The 19058-nt window shown below is 30.9% G+C and carries 17 protein-coding genes; 1 reads left to right on the top strand and 16 read right to left on the bottom strand.

Going from position 1 to position 19058, the window contains the following annotated elements:
- Window positions 1-28 precede the first annotated feature (28 nt).
- The 13 genes from EXD82_RS00925 to EXD82_RS00865 all read right to left on the bottom strand — a co-directional run bounded on the left by EXD82_RS00925 (window position 29) and on the right by EXD82_RS00865 (window position 13737).
- The gene (locus EXD82_RS00925) at window positions 29-382 is read right to left on the bottom strand and encodes a cupin domain-containing protein (protein WP_142535034.1); all 354 of its coding nucleotides are present in this window, start codon (window positions 380-382) and stop codon (window positions 29-31) included.
- A gap of 20 nt (window positions 383-402) precedes the next feature.
- Window positions 403-1368, bottom strand: coding sequence for a peptidyl-prolyl cis-trans isomerase (locus EXD82_RS00920; protein WP_142535033.1), 966 nt, complete (start codon window positions 1366-1368; stop codon window positions 403-405).
- Between the two features lie 90 nt (window positions 1369-1458).
- Window positions 1459-2019: a DUF2238 domain-containing protein gene (locus tag EXD82_RS00915; protein ID WP_142535032.1), complete on the bottom strand. Its 561-nt coding sequence runs from the start codon at window positions 2017-2019 to the stop codon at window positions 1459-1461.
- A 130-nt stretch (window positions 2020-2149) separates the two neighbouring features.
- A complete protein-coding gene (locus EXD82_RS00910; protein ID WP_142535031.1) occupies window positions 2150-2815 on the bottom strand; it encodes a CRISPR-associated endonuclease Cas6 in 666 nt (221 codons plus the stop codon).
- A gap of 428 nt (window positions 2816-3243) precedes the next feature.
- A complete protein-coding gene (locus EXD82_RS00905) occupies window positions 3244-3615 on the bottom strand; it encodes a hypothetical protein (protein WP_142535030.1) in 372 nt (123 codons plus the stop codon).
- A 174-nt stretch (window positions 3616-3789) separates the two neighbouring features.
- Window positions 3790-5283 carry a phosphohexomutase domain-containing protein gene (locus EXD82_RS00900; protein ID WP_142535029.1) on the bottom strand — a complete coding sequence of 498 codons (1494 nt, stop codon included), beginning with the start codon at window positions 5281-5283 and terminating at the stop codon, window positions 3790-3792.
- A gap of 166 nt (window positions 5284-5449) precedes the next feature.
- Window positions 5450-6502 carry a galactitol-1-phosphate 5-dehydrogenase gene (locus EXD82_RS00895; protein WP_142535028.1) on the bottom strand — a complete coding sequence of 351 codons (1053 nt, stop codon included), beginning with the start codon at window positions 6500-6502 and terminating at the stop codon, window positions 5450-5452.
- Window positions 6503-6531: 29 nt separating this feature from the next.
- Window positions 6532-7566: a zinc-binding dehydrogenase gene (locus EXD82_RS00890; protein WP_142535027.1), complete on the bottom strand. Its 1035-nt coding sequence runs from the start codon at window positions 7564-7566 to the stop codon at window positions 6532-6534.
- A 169-nt stretch (window positions 7567-7735) separates the two neighbouring features.
- Complete coding sequence (locus EXD82_RS00885) at window positions 7736-9010, bottom strand: PTS galactitol transporter subunit IIC (RefSeq protein ID WP_142535026.1); 1275 nt, start codon at window positions 9008-9010, stop codon at window positions 7736-7738.
- 67 nt (window positions 9011-9077) lie between these two features.
- Window positions 9078-9359, bottom strand: coding sequence for a PTS sugar transporter subunit IIB (locus tag EXD82_RS00880; protein ID WP_142535025.1), 282 nt, complete (start codon window positions 9357-9359; stop codon window positions 9078-9080).
- Window positions 9360-9395: 36 nt separating this feature from the next.
- Window positions 9396-9854 (bottom strand): PTS sugar transporter subunit IIA, encoded by a 459-nt coding sequence (locus tag EXD82_RS00875; protein ID WP_142535024.1) that lies wholly within the window; start codon window positions 9852-9854, stop codon window positions 9396-9398.
- Between the two features lie 256 nt (window positions 9855-10110).
- Window positions 10111-13080 (bottom strand): sigma 54-interacting transcriptional regulator, encoded by a 2970-nt coding sequence (locus EXD82_RS00870; RefSeq protein ID WP_142535023.1) that lies wholly within the window; start codon window positions 13078-13080, stop codon window positions 10111-10113.
- A 78-nt stretch (window positions 13081-13158) separates the two neighbouring features.
- Window positions 13159-13737 (bottom strand): xanthine phosphoribosyltransferase, encoded by a 579-nt coding sequence (locus EXD82_RS00865; RefSeq protein WP_142535022.1) that lies wholly within the window; start codon window positions 13735-13737, stop codon window positions 13159-13161.
- A 303-nt stretch (window positions 13738-14040) separates the two neighbouring features.
- Between EXD82_RS00865 and EXD82_RS00860 the strand changes: the two genes are divergently transcribed.
- Window positions 14041-15543, top strand: coding sequence for an IMP dehydrogenase (locus EXD82_RS00860; protein WP_142535021.1), 1503 nt, complete (start codon window positions 14041-14043; stop codon window positions 15541-15543).
- 70 nt (window positions 15544-15613) lie between these two features.
- On the opposite strand, the gene EXD82_RS00855 is transcribed toward EXD82_RS00860, so the two are convergent.
- From EXD82_RS00855 to grdC, 3 genes are all read right to left on the bottom strand, one after another.
- Window positions 15614-16066 (bottom strand): hypothetical protein, encoded by a 453-nt coding sequence (locus EXD82_RS00855; protein ID WP_142535020.1) that lies wholly within the window; start codon window positions 16064-16066, stop codon window positions 15614-15616.
- A 164-nt stretch (window positions 16067-16230) separates the two neighbouring features.
- Window positions 16231-17379 carry a glycine/sarcosine/betaine reductase complex component C subunit alpha gene (gene grdD / locus EXD82_RS00850; protein ID WP_142535019.1) on the bottom strand — a complete coding sequence of 383 codons (1149 nt, stop codon included), beginning with the start codon at window positions 17377-17379 and terminating at the stop codon, window positions 16231-16233.
- Window positions 17380-17389: 10 nt separating this feature from the next.
- Entirely contained in the window at window positions 17390-18922 is a 1533-nt protein-coding gene (grdC, locus tag EXD82_RS00845; protein WP_142535018.1) for a glycine/sarcosine/betaine reductase complex component C subunit beta, read from the bottom strand.
- Window positions 18923-19058 lie beyond the last annotated feature (136 nt).

Below are 19058 nucleotides of genomic sequence, written 5' to 3'. Positions count from 1 at the left end.
CTCTCCTTTCTATATAATATTATATTATTTATTTTTTATCATATAAAACAACTGCTATAAATTCAAGTTCTTTGTCACCTGTATTTTCAATTGAATGTACCCGTCCATCTGCAGTATATATAACATCTCCCTCTGAAACCTCTATATTCTTTCCATTGTCATTTACAACACCATTTCCACTAAGTATGCAGTATACTTCAAAGTCTTCAGTATGATCATGCATACCTATAGATGATCCTACTTCAAGAGATATTCTGCTGAAAAGTCTCCCATGTCCTCTTAAATCTTCTATCGGGACAATTGTTGTAAAAGTTCCTTTTCCTTTGCCGTTTTGTACACATTCTCTCACATTTGAAACAAGATTTTCTTTTTTATTTATCATACTCGATACACTCCTTCATGTTACTCGTATTTATCATTTATAATTACATTATACTCTTTTTTTAGATGATTTAGAATTGAAAAATATTTCTGATATGAAATCTTTTCTTTTATTGATTCCTGGACCTTGCTCATTGGCATATATCTGGAATCAACCTTCATAACTATATTTGAACCATATTCATTTTTTACCGGTTCTATTGTATATTCACCGTTTTTCAGATTTAAAACAGAGTCCATATTTTCATTTTTTATGTATCTATCTGAAACATATCCGAGTTTACCCCATTCAATATCTTTATATTCATCAGTATATAATTCTGCAGTTTTCTCAAAATTTTTACCCGATTTAAGTTCATATAAAATATCATTTATTATTTCATCTGATGAATCTTCTATTTCAGGTATAAGTATATATAAATAGCTGCACTCTCTATAGTTTTCCCTGTTTTTTTCATAATATTTTTCTATCTCATCCTCTGTTACAGATGTCTCTTTTGTTATATATTTGTTAGCTATTATATTTCTTTTTATACTTTCTTTTATATCTGATTCTGATATATTGTTCTCTTCTGCAAATTCCTCCAGTGTCTCTCCTTCTTTTTCATATATAGTATCAGAAATTCTTTTATAATGTCTTTCTATTTCCTTATTATCCGCTTTTACACCTTCTTCAACACCTTTTTTATAAAGAATTTCTCTGTCGATGGCCTGTTTTATAGTACTTCTCGTATTATAATCTATATCGTTTCTGTTATTAGAGATACTGTTGATTTCAGAAAACATACCCATTTCTTTGAATACTTTTTCCTTTGTATATTTACTTCCATCTATAGACATAACTACTTCATCGTATTCTGATTCAGAATCTCTTAAAGTATATTTTTTAATTTTAAGTGTATAAAAAGTAACTCCTATAAGAAATACAATAACCAGTAATGTTGATTTCATCACCTTTTTTTTAATATAAGGATTGATTTTTTTCATTTTTTCATCTCCTCTATATTTTCATTTATACTAATATTATTACACAGTTTTGTATTCTTTAGAATGAATTCATTATGAATAGATTAGGAATTATTTATGATTTTTTATTTTTTTATATAGTACTAATGATATTGTAAAAATAGAACCTATCATAGCATCTATCATATCTATTACTGTATCACTCAAACCACCTACCTGCGTATTCGTATGTATCACTGTATCCATTGAAAATTCCATTATCTCCCACAAAGATGCAACTCCCATACTAAACATGAATATCATTATAACAGCAAGCCTTTTATCAATTGTAGTATCATTTTCAAAATACAGAATAATATCATATGCGGCAGTTGCCGATAGAATTCCCGAAAGTATATGAAGAAAATCATCATAATGATTTATATCATAAAAACCGTACCCTGATCCTAATATTGAAGCAATGCATATATACCATACAATAGCTACAAAAAAATTATCACTCAATAACTTTCTATTTATCTGATTTATTTTTATCAATACAGGCATAGACAATATTCCAAATATAGTTACAGAAATTCCCATTGTGTTCATTTTTACAACAAAATACACAAAAGAACATATATAAAATATTAATAGTATCGCTATACTCTTTTTCTTTAAATTTCCTATCATAATTCCTCCTGCATTTTTATAATCGTTATATTATATATACCACATTAATATGAATCTACACTTGGATAATTATATTTAATTAAATTTTTTCTCATAAAATATGGTGCTTTATAAAAGCACCATAAACAATTTATTTACATTTTTCTACGCTTCCAAAACCTCTGGAACATGCCTTACCTATACCTATAAATTCTGGTATATCAAAATTTACATCAAACTCAAAAGTATGACCGATTAATTTTTTTCCCTTAAAATACACTTTTTTTTCATCTATAGTTGATATATCTATATTCGATTCTATTCTTTCTTCAACTCTATAGTCCATACCCTTTGACAAGGATAACAGATTACCGTTTATAACTTTTTCAAGTATATACTTTCGCTCTTCTAACGACGATGTTTTACTGTATTGTATAATATTCTTCTGATTGAGACCGATCCACGGTGTTATAAATCTATATTTTATACGATTATCTATTACACCAAAATTTTCCTTTTTTATAGAGACTTCTATATTTTCAGATATAAATTCATTTTCATCTATTATTATTTTATCTACAGCATTATATCTTGATGCTATTTCACACCCTTTTGATAAAAGAACTACTACAGGGGTTCCCTCTAACACCTTATACTGTACAAGAGGATATCTGTATAATATTCCTTCTTTTGAATGATTATGAAAATAATCCACTCTCATAAACTTTCTTCCAAAAAATCCTCTTAATTTGGGTCCATCGCTGTTTTCTATTTTTACATCATTGTATCTAACTCTGATTATATCTATTTTTTTCAAAATACAGCCCCCTTCTATATTGAATAAAATGTTTTTATACTAAACATTATATAATATTCTATATAAAAAGAGAATGCTTTTATATAAACTCCTTATCAATAATCATCATTAAATAAGTTTTATTTGTATTTTTTATAAAAACAATAAATACATTTAATTTTATAATGTTATTTTGATATTTTTTTATATTTTATAAAATTTAATACAAAATATAATATATACTTTACAAACGCATGAATAACTTTTATTTATAGATAATTTTATTTGTTAAATATAATTTATTTTTGATATTAAGCTTATTTACATATTAAAATGAAATTTACATATAAATATTAAATTTTAAAAAAGGAATCATCTCGCCAACTCATAGAATAATACTATAGATATTCCATTTCTACTGTTGGTTTGATAATTCCCTTTATATATCTTTACTTCATAAGTTCCATATATCCACTTGGATGGAAATAATATACTTTTTTATTTATACGATTTACAAAATATCCTATGTCACCTTCTTCATCCGGAAGAAAAACATAACCCTTCTGTTTTGATTCTGATAAGTATTCAAAATCTTTTTCTGTTCCCATATATATAAATGTTTTATTTTTTTCTTTTTTCTTCAATATAGAAAGTGCTTGATCTTTATTTATATAATTATTTTTAGATGTTAAAGTTGTTATTTTCACTGATGGTTTTGACTTTACTCTTGCTGCAAATACTCCATCTGTATTTGCAAAAGATATCATTGTTACCATTAAAAATGCCATTATTATTGCTGTAAGTCTATTAGTGTTTTTCATATTAATCACTTCCTTTGCTGTTTATCTATACTATTATAATAGCATCTAAATACAAAAAAATGGATTACACCTCTGTCACTTACGGTTACATATTTGTAACCGTAAGTGACAGAGGTGTAATCCTTCTTAACATATCTTAATAAATTTTATTAACATTTATAAAGAATTTATATTTTATAATCCTTTTAAATCATATCTTTCAAGGAATGATTTTAGTTTTGCATATATTGTATCGCATCCACCATCTTCATTTGACTCTATGTTAAGAGCAAGAAGAGGTTCATGAAGAGATATTCTTATAAGGAACCATCCATCTTCACCGGCAGCTGAACAGTTTGCTCTTATACCTTCATAGTTTTTAGGAACCATTTCCCATCCTTCAGTTTCTGATACATATGATTTAAGATCTTCCAGTATTTCTTCTGCATAAGGTCTGAAGTCTTCTTTATTTATTCCTATTCTAACTTCTTTTTCCTCTTTAGCTTCTTTTAAATCTGATATAAGATCTGATATTTCTTTTCCTTCCTGTGCCATTTTTGCGGCTTTTATAAGTATTTTAGCTATAAGATATGCACCATCATCAAGGAAGTAGTTTTCTTTTATTGCCGCATGACCTGAAGTCTCTATTGCAAGGTGACATTCTTCACCCTCAGAGTTTAGTCTTATAGCTTCATTTATAACGTTTTTATATCCTCTTTTAAATCTGTGATGTTTTCCACCATGATTAGCTATAAATTCGGCTAATCCTACAGATGTTATAGAGTCTGTTACTATTGTAGTATTTGGATTTTCTTCAAGAAGTATTGAAGATATAACAGCTATAAGAGCATTTTTGTTTATTGATTTTCCGTCCTTACCAACAAGAGCTGCTCTGTCCACATCTGTATCAAATATTATACCAAGGTCGCTTTCATTCGCAAGAACTGCATCGCTTATACTCTTCATAGCTTCTTTGTTTTCAGGATTTGGTATATGGTTAGGGAACATTCCATCAGGATTAAGGAACTGGCTTCCTTTAGTATCCGCACCTAGAACTTCCATTACTTTTTCAGCAAAGAATCCTCCTGCTCCATTACCTGCATCTACAAGTATCTTCATTCCATCAAATGGTTTTTCATAATTCTTATCTGATGAAACTCCTTTTCTTATTTTATCAACAAGTATATCAGAATAATCATCTATAAGATTTTTTTCTGTTACAGAACCAGTTTCTGATGAAGCTGCATATTTTCCTTCTGTAACTATGTCAAGCATTGCTTTTATGTCAGCTTTCTCCAGTCCACCATTTTCTGTGAAGAATTTAAGTCCATTATAGAAATATGGTAAATGACTTGCAGTTATCATTATAGACCCATCACATTTATAACCGTCCATAACTGTTGTCATAAACATCGAAGGTGTTGTTGCAAGTCCACAATCTATTACATCACATCCCTGCTCTGTAAGAGCTTTTATTACAGTTTTTCTGAATTCCTCTCCTGTTACTCTTGAGTCATTTCCTACTGCAATTACTATCTTTTCATTATTATTGTTTTCTTTTATCCAAGTATGAAAAGCTTTTGCTATCTGTTCAACCTCTTTTACAGTAAGATTTACTTCTTTTTCTGAGTTTTCTACAGCAATACCTCTTATATCTGTTCCATTCTGCAGTTTATAAATATTTTTCATTATTATGCTCTCCAATCTATTTATAATTACAAATATATTATAATAAATCAATATACATTTAATCAACTGAAAAAACAAATATTTATTTATACAAAAATATATCCCTCATTTATGAGGGATATATTTTCTGTAGTTAAGATAAATGTTTAGGGTTACTTAATCTATATTAGTTTTCCTCAGGGAAAAATAATACCTTTCCTATATACTCTTTTCTTTCTGCTACTTTTTCAAACATTTCAGGACCTTTTGACAGTGGTACTCTATGTGTTACTAAAGGTTTTGTATTTATAAGCCCTTTCTTCATACAATCTATAGTTGTTGTCCATTCAATACCTGGGAATGGAGAAGAAATAGCATTCCATGATCCAAATACCTGTAATTCATTTCTTACTATTTTTTCGAAATAAAATCTCTTAACCATTACATCTCCATATGGTATTCCTAAAAATACTACTCTACCACCTTTTTTAGCAAGAGAGAATGATTGTGCTGAAGTTATTGGTGAACCTGCTGATTCAACTACAACATCTGCTCTTCTTCCATTAGTTATTTTTTCAACTTCTTCACAAGGCTCTATTCCCATAGAATTTATTGTATCTGTTGCTCCAAGTTGTTTTGCAAGTTCAAGTTTTCTATCATCTATATCAAGGGCTATTATCCTTTTTGCTCCAAATATTTTTGCCCACTGTATAGCAAGTAAACCTATTGTTCCACATCCTATTACTGCTATATCTTCTCCTGGCTGAAGCTTTGTTTTATAAAGTCCATGTATTGCAACTGCTGTAGGCTCAACCATAGAAGCAGCTTCAAAATCAACTTCATCTGGAATAGGCAAGACATTTTCTGAAGGTATTTTTACATATTCAGCAAATGCTCCTGGATCTTTTGCTCCTATAACTTTAAGACTATCACATCTTGCAAACTCTGCTTTTTTGCAAGATTCACATTTTCCACAATATAACGCTGGACAAACAGTTACTCTATCACCAGGTTTTACGTTTGTTACTTCTGCTCCAACTTCTTCCACCACTCCAGAAAATTCATGTCCCCATGTCATACCTTCTATATATGGACCAAGCTGAGCGTATCTATGTCCGTCAGAACCACATATTCCTGCAACCTTTACTTTTACAATCACATCATCATTACCTGTTATAACAGGTTTTTCAGTATCTTCAAATCTTATATCTCTTGCAGAATATAAATTTAGTGCCTTCATTTTATACATCTCTCCCTTTTTAATAATCTTTAAAAAGATTTAACAACAACCTTTATCTCTTCCCCATTCATAAGCGACGTTATACCATCTTTAAACTCATCAAGTGATACTATTCTTGTAACTAATCTTTCTGTATCTACTTTTTCTTTTTCTAGAAGATCAAGTGCTAAATCCCAAGAACTAGGCTTCTGAGACCTACTTCCTACATAAGTAATTTCCCTTTGTATTATAGATTCTTGATCCATTTCATTAAATTTATTTGCAAAAATTCCTACTTGAACAAATGTACCCTTTTTCTGCATAAGAGGAAGAGCCTGGTTTACAGCTGGCATAAATCCAGAGCAATCAAATCCTTTTGTTACTCCATTTCCATCTGTCATTTCCATTATGATTTCCTCAAGGCTTTCTTCTGCAACATTTACAACCCTATCTACTCCAAGTTCTTTTGCAATCTCAAGTCTAGGCATATCTTTACTTATACCTGTCATTATTACTTTTGCTCCTTGAGCTTTTATAACTTGAGCCAATAATAATCCAATTGGTCCAGGGCCAATTATAAGAACAGTATCGTCATTTGTAACATTTGTTTTTTCAAGAGCCGCATGACAACAACAAGCTAATGGTTCTGTTAAAGAAGCTGCCAATGTTGATACGTTATCTGGAAGAATATGAATACTTTCTTCTCTTGAAAGTACATACTCTGCAAAACTTCCATCTACCTGAGTCCCTATTCCTTTTCTTGTAGGGCATAAATTATAATCTCTTGTGGCACAATAAATACATTTCTCACATGTAGCAAATGTAGTTTCAGATGTTACTCTATCTCCTACTTTTATGTTTTTAACATCTTCACCTACTTCTACCACTATACCCGCAAATTCATGTCCAAGTGTAACAGGCGCTTTTATATTCGCATATTCTCCTTTAAAAGAATGTATGTCAGAACCACAAATTCCACTGTATTCAACCTTTATTTTTACTTTATCTCCTGTCGCTTTCGGTTCTTCTACATCAAGAACCTCTACATTGTCGTATCCTGGTTTAGTTTTAACAACAGCTTTCATTTTCATATTCCTCCTTACAACATATAACTAACTTTTTAGCTTAAATCTATTTAAATACTATTTCATAAAAATATTACTCTTTTTTAGCTTTTGATATTTTTAGCTAAAAAAGAGTAATATCATTTTATTAGCTGAACAATATCTCTATTCTTATTGACTTTTATGTCTATTAGAATATTCCAAGACTTGCTACTAGCTGAGATAATTTTAATATAGCCCACTTGAATAAGTTTCCTCCAGTGTCTATACTTGTTACCATTGTTGTTCCATCAGGCATCATATTAGCCTGCTGTAGTAATTCTGTATGAACAGGTGCAAAGTTTGTTGCCATATAAAGTGATATTGCTATTACTATAGTTCCTGTTATAACTGACTGAACTATATTTCCTTTTCTGAAACATACTATAAACGCCATATAGAATGGTATAGTTGATAAGTCTCCGAAAGGAAGAACTTTATTTCCAGGAAGTATAACTGCAAGTAATAAAGTTATAGGAACAAGTATAAGAGCTGTAGAAAGAACTGATGGATGTCCTGTTGCAAGAGCTGCATCAAGACCTATATAAAGCTCTCTATCTCCATATTTTTCCTGTAGATAATCTCTAACAGCCTCTGATATTGGTATAAGACCTTCCATAAGTATTTTAACCATTCTAGGCATAAGAAACATTACTGCACCCATTGATATACCAACATTGAATATTTTATCTGGCCGATATCCTGCAAGAACACCTAATATAAGACCAAGTATTATACCCATCATCATAGGTTCTCCGAATATACCAAATCTTTTCTGTATAGAATCCGGATCCGCATGAAGTTTATTTATTCCTGGTATTTTTTCAACAAGCTTACCTACAAGAAATCCTAGCGGAGCAAATGAAGCTGTTGATCCTGTTGGAAGACATACTCCTTCTAACCCATAGAACTCCTGAACATAAGGTGCTGTTTTATCAGCTGTATAAAGAACTATTATTTCCATTATTATTGCACATATTATAGCCCAGATGTAACTTCCTGTTACTATATATCCTGTAGCTCCCGCTACTATAAAATGCCAGTAGTTCCATAAGTCTATGTTTAAAGTTTTTGTCTTTTTGAAATATATTAATATAAGGTTTACTACAATACAAACCGGTATTAATATAGGAGCAACTGGAGATGCCCATGTTGCAGCTGCTGTTGTAGGCCATCCTACATCTATTACAGTAAGATTCAAGCCAAATCTTTCAACCATTCCCTGAGCTGCAGGCCCAAGAGTTTCAGTTAATAAACTAACTACAAGGTTTATACCAACAAATCCTATTCCTATTGTTAAACCTGACTTTAAAGCTTTAGTAAACTTAATTTTGAATATCACGCCAAGTATTAATATCGTTATTGGTAATATTACAGTAGCTCCCATATTAAGGATATACTGTACTACAAATAATAATTTATCCATATTGATAATACCTCCTATTTTTATTTATAAACCATACTCTCCAATATGGAGAGTATGGAATAATAAACTACCCTCTTAGTACTTCAAGTATCTTTTCTTCTGTTGCTTTAACATTTATACCTGTTATATAAGATGTCGCTTTTATTGCTGGTATCTTATATGTAGTTGGTAATATAGTTGTTGTTACTATAAGATCTGCTTCATCCTGTTTAGATGCACATTCAGCTATTTTGCACTGAACTATTTCAGCTTCTATATTGTTGTTTTTTATTAACTCCTCTAATTTTGTACATACTACTGTTGATGTTGCTATTCCTGCTCCACATGCTACTAATATTCTTTTTTTCATTTTTATTCCCCCTAAATTTATCTTTTTATTATTTTATTATAAAGATTCGATTATTTTTATTATCTCATCTTCATTTTCGCATTCTATTAAACTTTTTACAGCTTCACTATTTTGTATTATCCCCATTAGTTCTTGAAGTACTTCTAGTTGACTATGAGGTTGATTTAGTCCTAACACAAAAGCTAACTTCACATTAACTTTTTCATTTTCATCTTCCATTGATCTGAACTCCACTCCAGATTTAAAATTACATACTGCTATAAACTGTTCTTTTATATACTCAGCATCTGTATGTGGTATTGCTACTCCAAACTCTCCAAGATTTATTCCTGTTGGAAACGTATTTTCTCTTGCAAGAACTTTTGTATAGAATTCATCTGTTACAAAGCCATTTTCTAATGCCTTATCATGTATTATTTTAAAGAATTCATCTTTTGTACTACATTCCTGGTTGAGAAATATAAGTTTCGGATTAATAAATTTTATAAGTTCCACTTCTCAGCCCTCCAATTTCTTTTTTATCTTTACACCCTATATTAAAGCATTATGTGTGCCAACTTTTGGTTTTTTTTGTTAAACGAGTGTATTTTTATTTTCAAAATATCGTTTTCCTTGAATTCATCACGTTCTTTTTCTTTATATTTTTTATGTTTTTTTATTAACATACAAAAAAAATCGTTCCACTTTATTCAGTGAAAACGATTTTATTTTTATTTTTAGTTGGTTTTTTTTGTATATGTCTTTTATGCAATTAATATTCCTCAGAAAAAAGCTCTATTATTTCTCTCTTATTGTTTGTTTTTAGCAATTCTTCCATGAATTCTAAATCACTAAGCTTGAAAAGAAGATCCTTTATCTCTGATTTATTATTTTCTTTCATCGCAATAAGCACGATTACTTCAACCATAAATTCATTATCCCATATTATTGGTTTACTAAGCTTTGCTATTGCTATTGCGGGCTTTATCACATTTTCAGGAAGTCCATGAGGTATTGCTACCTTCTGAGAAATTACTACACTTCCCATTGCCTCTCTTTTATATACACTAAGAATATACCTTGAATCTACAAATCCACCATCTTCAAGTTTTTTAACTAATGTGTCAATAATATATTCTTTTGAAATTCCTTCTATATTTTCAAGAACAAGCTCTTCATATATTAAATTTTTCAATCCTATATGATTATCCTTTTCCATATGATTCTTATTTGATTTTAGAATTTCAACAACTCTTTCTGCACCTTTTCCATTCATAACATCAGAATATGATATAAATGGTATATTATTATAGCCTATATCTATAGTTCCACAGATTGCAATTATGTTGAATTCTTTTTCATACTGCTTTATCTCATCTTCAAATTCATTTTCCAAAATCATCCCAAGAGGAACAACTTTTATTTCTTCATGTTTCATGTCCTTCAATTGTTTTTCTAAAATATCTTTTACTGTAATCGCAGTTCCTTTTCCACTTAAACATATAGTAATTAAAATATTTTCTTTATTTTCTGAAGCTTTAGTGTGAAAATCTCCATTCTTTTGATTTATAACAGAGATATTTGTGCTATCTTTCAAATCATGTATTATTGCATCTAAACTTTTACCTTCTATTACAGCTGCTTTGCCCGCTTCCATTGCTAGCACCGTATCCACTCTACTTAATACTTTACATCTTACACCAAGGCTCTCTTCTATTTTGTCTCCAAGTATTATAAGTGACCCCATATCCATTAAAAGAAGAATATCTGTATTAAATCCTTTATTTATAATATCTAGCATTGCAGATTCAACTCCATCAGAAGGAGATTCCTCCAAAGGAACTTCTATTCCATATGTGCATTCTAGTCCGAGAACATTATTTACAACCTTTGACATTTCTATTCCTACTTTTCCATGTGTTGCTATAATGACTTTAACCTTTTGTTCAACCTCATCTTTATTCATACAGAATTTATGTATATAATATGCTATATAGCCTAATTCATCATCAGGAAATGTAATATTTATCACATCTTCTACTATTCCGACTACATATCTTGCTATCTCATATTCTTCAGTAAAAGATTTTTTTATTTTTTCTAGACCCGGATTTATAATTTTTTTTCCATCTTTTAATCTTTGTATCGCATGTTCTAAATGCATTGCTAATGCTGGGTATAACGCATTATTTATAGACTCATATTGATTTTTCAACAATTCAAAAACTTTATCTACAATCTCTACAGTCTCATTTTTTAGATTCATACTAATCATTTGTTTTTCACTTCTATCAGACATTATATTATTTTTTTTAATCTGATTAAATTTTTTATCTAATTTGTCAAAGAAAATATTTTTTATTTCATCTTCTGAGTAATTTTTCCCTTCTAATACTTTTAATTCTTTTTCAACATACCGATAAATTTCATTTACTTCATGCTTACTAAAATAATTTTTATTCACATTATTTATTTCATTTATATCAATGTATATATCTTCTAAAGTATCATATTTTTCATTTTTTAAAATTTTATTTTCCTTCGGCAAAGATTTTTTTATATGTTCTCTAAGACTGTCAGTATCTATTATAACTTTATTATCTTCTTTTGTACTCTTACTAAAAGCTCTTGCACAACTAACCTGTATATCACTCTTAAGCTGTCCTATATTACCTTTACACTTATAGTTCATAAGTGCGTAAAGAACTTCTTTAGTTACAATTATATTTCTATTTATTCTTTTAGATTCTCTTTCAAAAAATTTTAATATTATTTCATATCTTTCTTCAACAGATCTAGAATCAAGATTAGGTAATGTTATAAACATAGGTATACGCCTTCTAAATGTTGTAAGTAAGCTTGATTCTGGATTTTCTGTTGTTGCACTTATTATTAGTACATTTGCCTTTCTTTTATTACTACTTTCACCAAGTCTTCTATATTCACCTCTATCTATAAGAGAAAATAATATTTCCTGTCCTGATGGTGGTAATCTATGTATTTCATCTAAAAATAATATTCCTCCATCCGCTTTTTCTACAAGTCCAGCTCTATCCTCTCCAGCACCTGTATACGCTCCTTTAACTACTCCAAACAATTGAGATATTAGCAAATTAGGATTTTCTGCATAATCTGCACAGTTAAAAACTATGAATGGCGATTTATCATCCTTTATTTTTTTCTTTACAGCATACTCATACATACAATTTGCCAACTCACTCTTTCCTACACCAGATTCTCCGTATATTATAGTATGAAGACCGTTAGGAGGATACATTATTGCTGATTTTGCAAGATTTACTTTTTCTTTAAGGCTTCCGTTTATTCCTATAAGATTTTCAAAACCTACATTTTCATTTATTAAATCATTTTCTATTTTTTTATTTATTTCTGTAATTTTTTTTATACTTATATCGTTGTTTTCTGTCTTTTTATTTAAGAATTCTCCTTTAGTTTCTACTTCCTTCATCATCTTGGCAACTGCACTTCTTGATATTCTATATCCATTTTTTACAAGAATATCAGTCAATCCTCTCTCTGTTATATCAGGAGTTTCCATTATTACTGCTCTTATTTCTCTCATTACAAGATCTCTTCTTCTATCTCTTGAATTCGGAATCCCTTTTTCTTTTCTGAAATTTACAATATCTGATCTCTTTATTCCAAGCATATCTGAAAGTTCTTGATCAGTATACGGATTCTTTTTATCCTCTCTATCTATCTCCTTTATAATTCTATTCATCAAAAAAACCCTTTCCAAAGATTTATAAGTCAAATAAAAGAGAATCAGATTTCTGATTCCCTTTTATTAATAATATTATTATTCACTAAAAGTTATAACACCATCATTTATAGCTTCAACAGAAACAAGTGTCTCTACTCTTATATTATTTGCTTCAAGTATTGGTTTACCTTCCTGATATGCTTTCGCTATTACTATACCAACACCCATAAGTTCCGCTTCTGCCTGATCAACTATATCCTTCAGTCCCATTACGGCTCCACCTTTTGCAAGGAAATCATCTATAACTATAACTTTCTCACCTTTATTTATATATTTTTTATTTACTCTAACAGAGTATTCTATACCTTTTGTATAAGAATATACTGTTGTTTCATATACATCTGTATCCATATTACTTGACATCACTTTTTTTGCAAATACAACAGGTACATTTCCAAAATACTGAGAAGCAATAGATGCTATCGCTATACCTGAAGACTCAATTGTAAGTATCTTATCTATTTTACCTACATCTTTGAATCTCTCAGCAAATTCCTTTCCTATTTCATTAAGAAGGTCTATATCAAGCTGATGATTAAGAAATGATCCAACCTGGATTATATCACTTCCCTTTGCTGCACCTTCATCAAGTATTTTCTTTTTTAACAGTTCCATTCAGTACACCTCCGAAAAAATAAAAATTCATTGTTATATTATATACATTAAATTATATATTATCCTAAAATATTCTTCAATAAGTATAAATATTTTTATAGTTAGGAAAATTTATATATTATTTCCCACAAATCCCCGTATAAATATTGACTATTTACCAAATTAATGTTAAAATTTAAAAAATAATTATTATCTTATTTGACTTATTTTAAAGATACACGTTTGGCAATACCCTTACAGGTGTCTTTTTTTGACTTTTATAAAATAAAAAAATAAATATATATTTAAGGAGTGACTTAAGAAATGGCATTTTATTTTGAAACACCATCTCATACTTTTAGTGAGTATCTTTTAGTTCCAGGATATTCTTCAGCTAAGTGTATCCCGGCAAATGTTAGTTTAAAAACACCAGTTGTTAAATTCAGAAAAGGAGAAGAGGAATCTCCATTATCAATGAACATACCTATGACTTCTGCTATAATGCAGGCAGTTTCTGATGACAACATGGCTATAGCACTTGCAAAAGAGGGTGGTATATCTTTTATATACGGTTCTCAGACTATAGAAGATCAGGCTGCTATGGTTGCAAGAGTTAAAGCTTATAAAGCTGGTTTCGTTGTAAGTGATTCAAATCTTACACCAGAAAATACTCTTGAAGATATACTTGCATTAAAAGAAAAAACAGGACATTCAACTGTTGCTATAACAGATGATGGAACTGCTAACGGAAAACTTTTAGGTATAGTTGCAAGCCGTGATTACAGAGTGAGCAGAATGTCTCTTGACACAAAAGTTGCAGACTTCATGACTCCACTTGAGCAGATAGTATCAGCTCCTAAAGACGTTACTTTAAAAGAAGCAAACAACATAATCTGGGATCATAAATTAAATTCTCTTCCTGTACTTGACGATGACGGACATCTTATGTACATGGTATTCAGAAAAGACTACTCTTCTCACAAAGAAAACCCTCTTGAATTACTTGATGATTCAAAAAGATATATAGTTGGTGCCGGAATAAACACTAGAGACTACGCAGAAAGAGTTCCTGCTCTTGTTGAAGCTGGTGTAGACGTATTATGTATAGACTCTTCAGAAGGATTCTCAGAGTGGCAGAAACTTACTATAGACTGGATAAGAGAACACTATGGCGATACTGTAAAAGTTGGTGCAGGTAACGTAGTTGACGAAGAAGGATTCAGATTCCTTGCTGAAGCTGGTGCTGACTTTATAAAAATCGGTATCGGTGGTGGTTCTATATGTATAACAAGAGAACAGAAAGGTATCGGTAGAGGACAGGCTACATCTGTTATAGAAGTTGCTGCTGCGAGAGATAAATACTTTGAAGAAACTGGTGTTTATATACCAATATGTTCAGATGGTGGTATAGTTTACGATCATCATATAACACTTGCACTTGCAATGGGTTCTGACTTCGTTATGCTTGGAAGATACTTCTCAAGATTTGACGAGTCTCCAACAAACAAAGTTAATATAAACGGAAGCTACATGAAGGAATACTGGGGAGAAGGTTCTGCAAGAGCTAGAAACTGGCAGAGATACGATCTTGGTGGAGATAAAAAACTTTCTTTCGAGGAAGGTGTTGACTCTTACGTTCCATACGCAGGTTCATTAAAAGACAACGTAAATGCATCTCTTGCAAAAGTAAGATCTACTATGTGTAACTGTGGTGCACTTACAATAGAAGAATTACAGAAAAATGCTAAACTTACACTTGTTTCTGCTACATCAATAGTAGAGGGTGGAGCTCACGACGTATTATTAAAAGACAATAGAAACTTATAATATATAAATAAAAAGACTGCTTAATAGCAGTCTTTTTTGTTTGTTTAAATTTAAAAATAATAAATATTTATTATTTATTCTTCAGAAAATGATATAACGAGATTGGGATTACTATGCAAATAAAAATAAGATCATTTATCAGCTCACTTATATGATTTGCATAAGGTGTATCAAACTCTGAAATCCAATCTGGTAAAATACCTGTCGCTAAAATAAAACCTATAAACTGTACTATTATCCCTAAAAATATAGAAGTAATTATTTTCATTACTTTACTGTCATTTGTTTTAAGTACAATATTGTCATATTTGCCAAAAATATTGTCATATTTGCCAAATAAGTAATACAACACTCCAATAGATGCAGAAGCTACAAAACGTATACAATACGACCGTTTGAAAAACAATATCCCATAAACATCCGTATGTGTTGACCAGTTGAAATAATTATTAAAATTGTATCCTAGGATAAATACAACTATTATGATAAAACTTATCTTTAAAGTAGATTCCAAATTTTTCATAATAAATCTTCCTTTTTATTTTATCATAACATTTATTCTAAAAAAACAATATCTATATCTCCTTTAGTATATATGAAAATATAATAACCAAATAGGCAAAAATGATTGATATATTTGCAGAATAAAAAAGCTCTGAAATAAATCAGAGCTTTTTCTTCAATCTATTAAGCTAAAAATCCAGCTTCTTTTAGATGAGCTGCAGCTTCTTCGCCTTTAGCTTCAGACACAAGAACTATTGGTCCTGTACATCCCATTCCACTTTCAGCGTATATACCTTTTTTCCATAATGCTTCAACAGCATCATCAAGTTCCATTATATCTACACCAGATATCTGATGAGTTACAACTTCCTTGTCAGGCATTTTAACTTCTTCAGCTTCACCTTTATCTTCTTTCTTAGCATTTAGAGATGCAAATATAGCATCTATTCCTGCAGCTTTAGCCTTTGAATATTCTTCTCTTGCAACATCGCTTACTTTTCCTAGAACTGCTTCGTATGCGTATTTTAATGCATTTGCAACAACCGGAGAACCTGATGCTCTAGATACTATGAATATTCTTCTATCATAATCCTCACCAACTCCTGGTCCGTATCCGAATCCCTGAGATTCGAAATCTCCACCAGTTGTAAAAGATGAGAACACTTTCATTAATAAGTTTCCTGTTAATGTGTCAGTAACCATTACATCAGGAGTTCCTGCTAGTAAGTCGTTACCTCTCATTACACATCCACCGTCAGCTCTCATAGACTCGGCAAATTCTATACCATATCCATTAGACTGAAGTTCTTTTAGGTATTTCTCAACCTGTCTTGCTCCGTCAACGTTTAATATACCAACTTTAGGAGCTTTTATTCCTATAGATTTAGCAGCAGATATACCGTATACGGCATTTCTTATCATAGCTTCTATTCTGTTTGTAGCACTTGTTCCTGTTGTAGTTGCAAGTATCATTTCTTTTCCTCTACCTGGAGTAAGTACTCTACCAACTGTAGATACTCCTATAGGGAAGTTGTAGTGCATAGTTACACATGCATCTATATACTTGCTGTCTAGAAGTTCTTCCATTTTTTTATGCATTTCAGATTCGTCATTAACTTCTACTATTTCAAGATCTGTATCAACCTTAGGTCCTATAAGAACTATATCAAATAATTTTGATTTTGCCAGCTCTGCTCCCTTAACAAGGTTTTCTACTCCGTGCTCACTTCCAAGTGTAGTAAGACCTATTTTTACTTTTGGTCCAAACTCTCCACTTTCTATTGCATTAGCTACTTCTAGGAATACATCTGCTATTATTTTGTTTGATGACATATTCTCACCCCTATTCCTGCACCATATCTAATGCCATTTTTTTCATTGCTTCTGCTATTATTTTCTTGATTTCATCTTTAGATATTCCAGAAGCATCTTCTGTAACACCATTATTTCTTTCAACAACTACAGATACTCCGTCGAATAAGTTAGTCATTCTTCCTAAGAAAAGACTTCCTTTACCAACTATCATAGCTCTGTTTTTGTCTCCTGTAGTCAAATCGTCTATCATGAATCCTACATAAGGAACTCCTGATGGTATATGTCCCTGAGTAGGAGCCCAACCTGGAAGACCATGAGCTTCTATGAAGTTTTTAAGTTCTTTCTTTTCAAGATCTCCACGTTTAACAGCAAGAGCACCTATCATTTTGTAGTTTGCTTCAGGTACGTTACCTGCTCCAGCTGGCTTAGTTATATCTGGGTTCTGCATTTCTACAGAGAATACATCTATATCAGTTATTTTTAATCCACCTTTATCTATTCCTTCGCTTATTAAAGCGCTCATAACAGCCTGTGGTGCTGAACCTGTAGCAACTGTATGGTTACCTACAAGGTCAGTTCTTATTACTGGGCTTACTCCGTCGTTTTCAGATACAAGAACTGCAAATCCTCCAACAACGTCTTCTAATACTGGAAGGCCTTTCTTAACATGGTCTTTTGCGTTCATACCAAGTTTTGCAGTAGCTCCACCTGCAACTACCATTACATGTTTGTAAACACCTGCTTTAACTAGTGCAGCTGCATGTATTAATGCATGAGTAGGTCCTGCACAGAATCCTCTTGTATCTGATCCTGTAGCATTTTCTATTCCAGCTATTTCAGCTATAGATTTAGCGAAGTTTCCTCCACCTCTCTGGTTTATATCTCCACATGCTTCTTCTGAACATTCTATAACGTATCCTATTTCTTTTCTGTCTACTGCAGAATGTCTAAGCATATGTAAAGCTGCTAAAACACCTGATGCTTTAACAACAAGGTTTTCAAACATAGTATGAGCATTAAGGTTAACGTCTACATCATGAGCTGCTTTTACATATCCAACAAATTTTCCATTGTTGTATAATGCTTCTGCTTTATGAGCTTCAACATCAGCTTTTCCTGACTCAACGTCACATCCTTTAACTTTGTCCATAAATGGAGCAAGTTCAGGGTAGTTTGCTTCTATTTTAGGTTTAACTTCAGCTACAAATTCCTCTGATAATTCAACAAGATCGAATACGTCACATATCTGCATAAGAGCTATGAACTCATCCTGAGGCATTATTTCGCCCATTTTACCTTCTCTTGTTCCTTCTACCTTTGTTTCACACCAAGGTAAAGCCATACCTTTTAATTCTTCTGGTCTATTGTTTCCTATATATACCTGGTTTGGTAAATAGTTTACAACATCCTCATAGCTTCTTATATGGCTTCCTATTTCTTTTAGGAATTCAGAGTCAGGATTTGTAGCTCTTTCTACTACACATGTACTACCATTCTGTACTATCATATCTGGTGTATGAACTAATACGTATCCTGCACTTTTAAATACTGGAAAAGTCATTTTTAGGCACCCCCGAAAATTTATTGTTTTATGATAAAAATTTTATTTATAATTAATAAAATTAATTATTTTCGAATTTATTGCATATTAATATTGTTTTTATGTATATAGTTATAATTCATTTTGTTTCATATAT

Source organism: Peptacetobacter hominis (assembly GCF_006861675.1).
Taxonomy (GTDB): domain Bacteria; phylum Bacillota; class Clostridia; order Peptostreptococcales; family Peptostreptococcaceae; genus Peptacetobacter; species Peptacetobacter hominis.
The sequence above is the reverse complement of the archived record's forward strand: the minus strand, read 5'-3'. Positions and strand labels throughout refer to the sequence as shown.

Coding starts and splice junctions, on each gene's coding strand:
- EXD82_RS00885 (WP_142535026.1), bottom strand. CDS start 9,010: ATGGATAAATTATTATTTGTAGTACAGTATATCCTTAATATGGGAGCT.
- EXD82_RS00905 (WP_142535030.1), bottom strand. CDS start 3,615: ATGAAAAACACTAATAGACTTACAGCAATAATAATGGCATTTTTAATG.
- EXD82_RS00870 (WP_142535023.1), bottom strand. CDS start 13,080: ATGAATAGAATTATAAAGGAGATAGATAGAGAGGATAAAAAGAATCCG.
- grdD (WP_142535019.1), bottom strand. CDS start 17,379: ATGTCATCAAACAAAATAATAGCAGATGTATTCCTAGAAGTAGCTAAT.
- grdC (WP_142535018.1), bottom strand. CDS start 18,922: ATGACTTTTCCAGTATTTAAAAGTGCAGGATACGTATTAGTTCATACA.
- EXD82_RS00880 (WP_142535025.1), bottom strand. CDS start 9,359: ATGAAAAAAAGAATATTAGTAGCATGTGGAGCAGGAATAGCAACATCA.
- EXD82_RS00865 (WP_142535022.1), bottom strand. CDS start 13,737: ATGGAACTGTTAAAAAAGAAAATACTTGATGAAGGTGCAGCAAAGGGA.
- EXD82_RS00895 (WP_142535028.1), bottom strand. CDS start 6,502: ATGAAGGCACTAAATTTATATTCTGCAAGAGATATAAGATTTGAAGAT.
- EXD82_RS00915 (WP_142535032.1), bottom strand. CDS start 2,019: ATGATAGGAAATTTAAAGAAAAAGAGTATAGCGATACTATTAATATTT.
- EXD82_RS00860 (WP_142535021.1), top strand. CDS start 14,041: ATGGCATTTTATTTTGAAACACCATCTCATACTTTTAGTGAGTATCTT.
- EXD82_RS00855 (WP_142535020.1), bottom strand. CDS start 16,066: ATGAAAAATTTGGAATCTACTTTAAAGATAAGTTTTATCATAATAGTT.
- EXD82_RS00925 (WP_142535034.1), bottom strand. CDS start 382: ATGATAAATAAAAAAGAAAATCTTGTTTCAAATGTGAGAGAATGTGTA.
- EXD82_RS00920 (WP_142535033.1), bottom strand. CDS start 1,368: ATGAAAAAAATCAATCCTTATATTAAAAAAAAGGTGATGAAATCAACA.
- EXD82_RS00900 (WP_142535029.1), bottom strand. CDS start 5,283: ATGAAAAATATTTATAAACTGCAGAATGGAACAGATATAAGAGGTATT.
- EXD82_RS00890 (WP_142535027.1), bottom strand. CDS start 7,566: ATGAAAGCTGTTGTTAAAACTAAACCAGGATACGACAATGTAGAGGTT.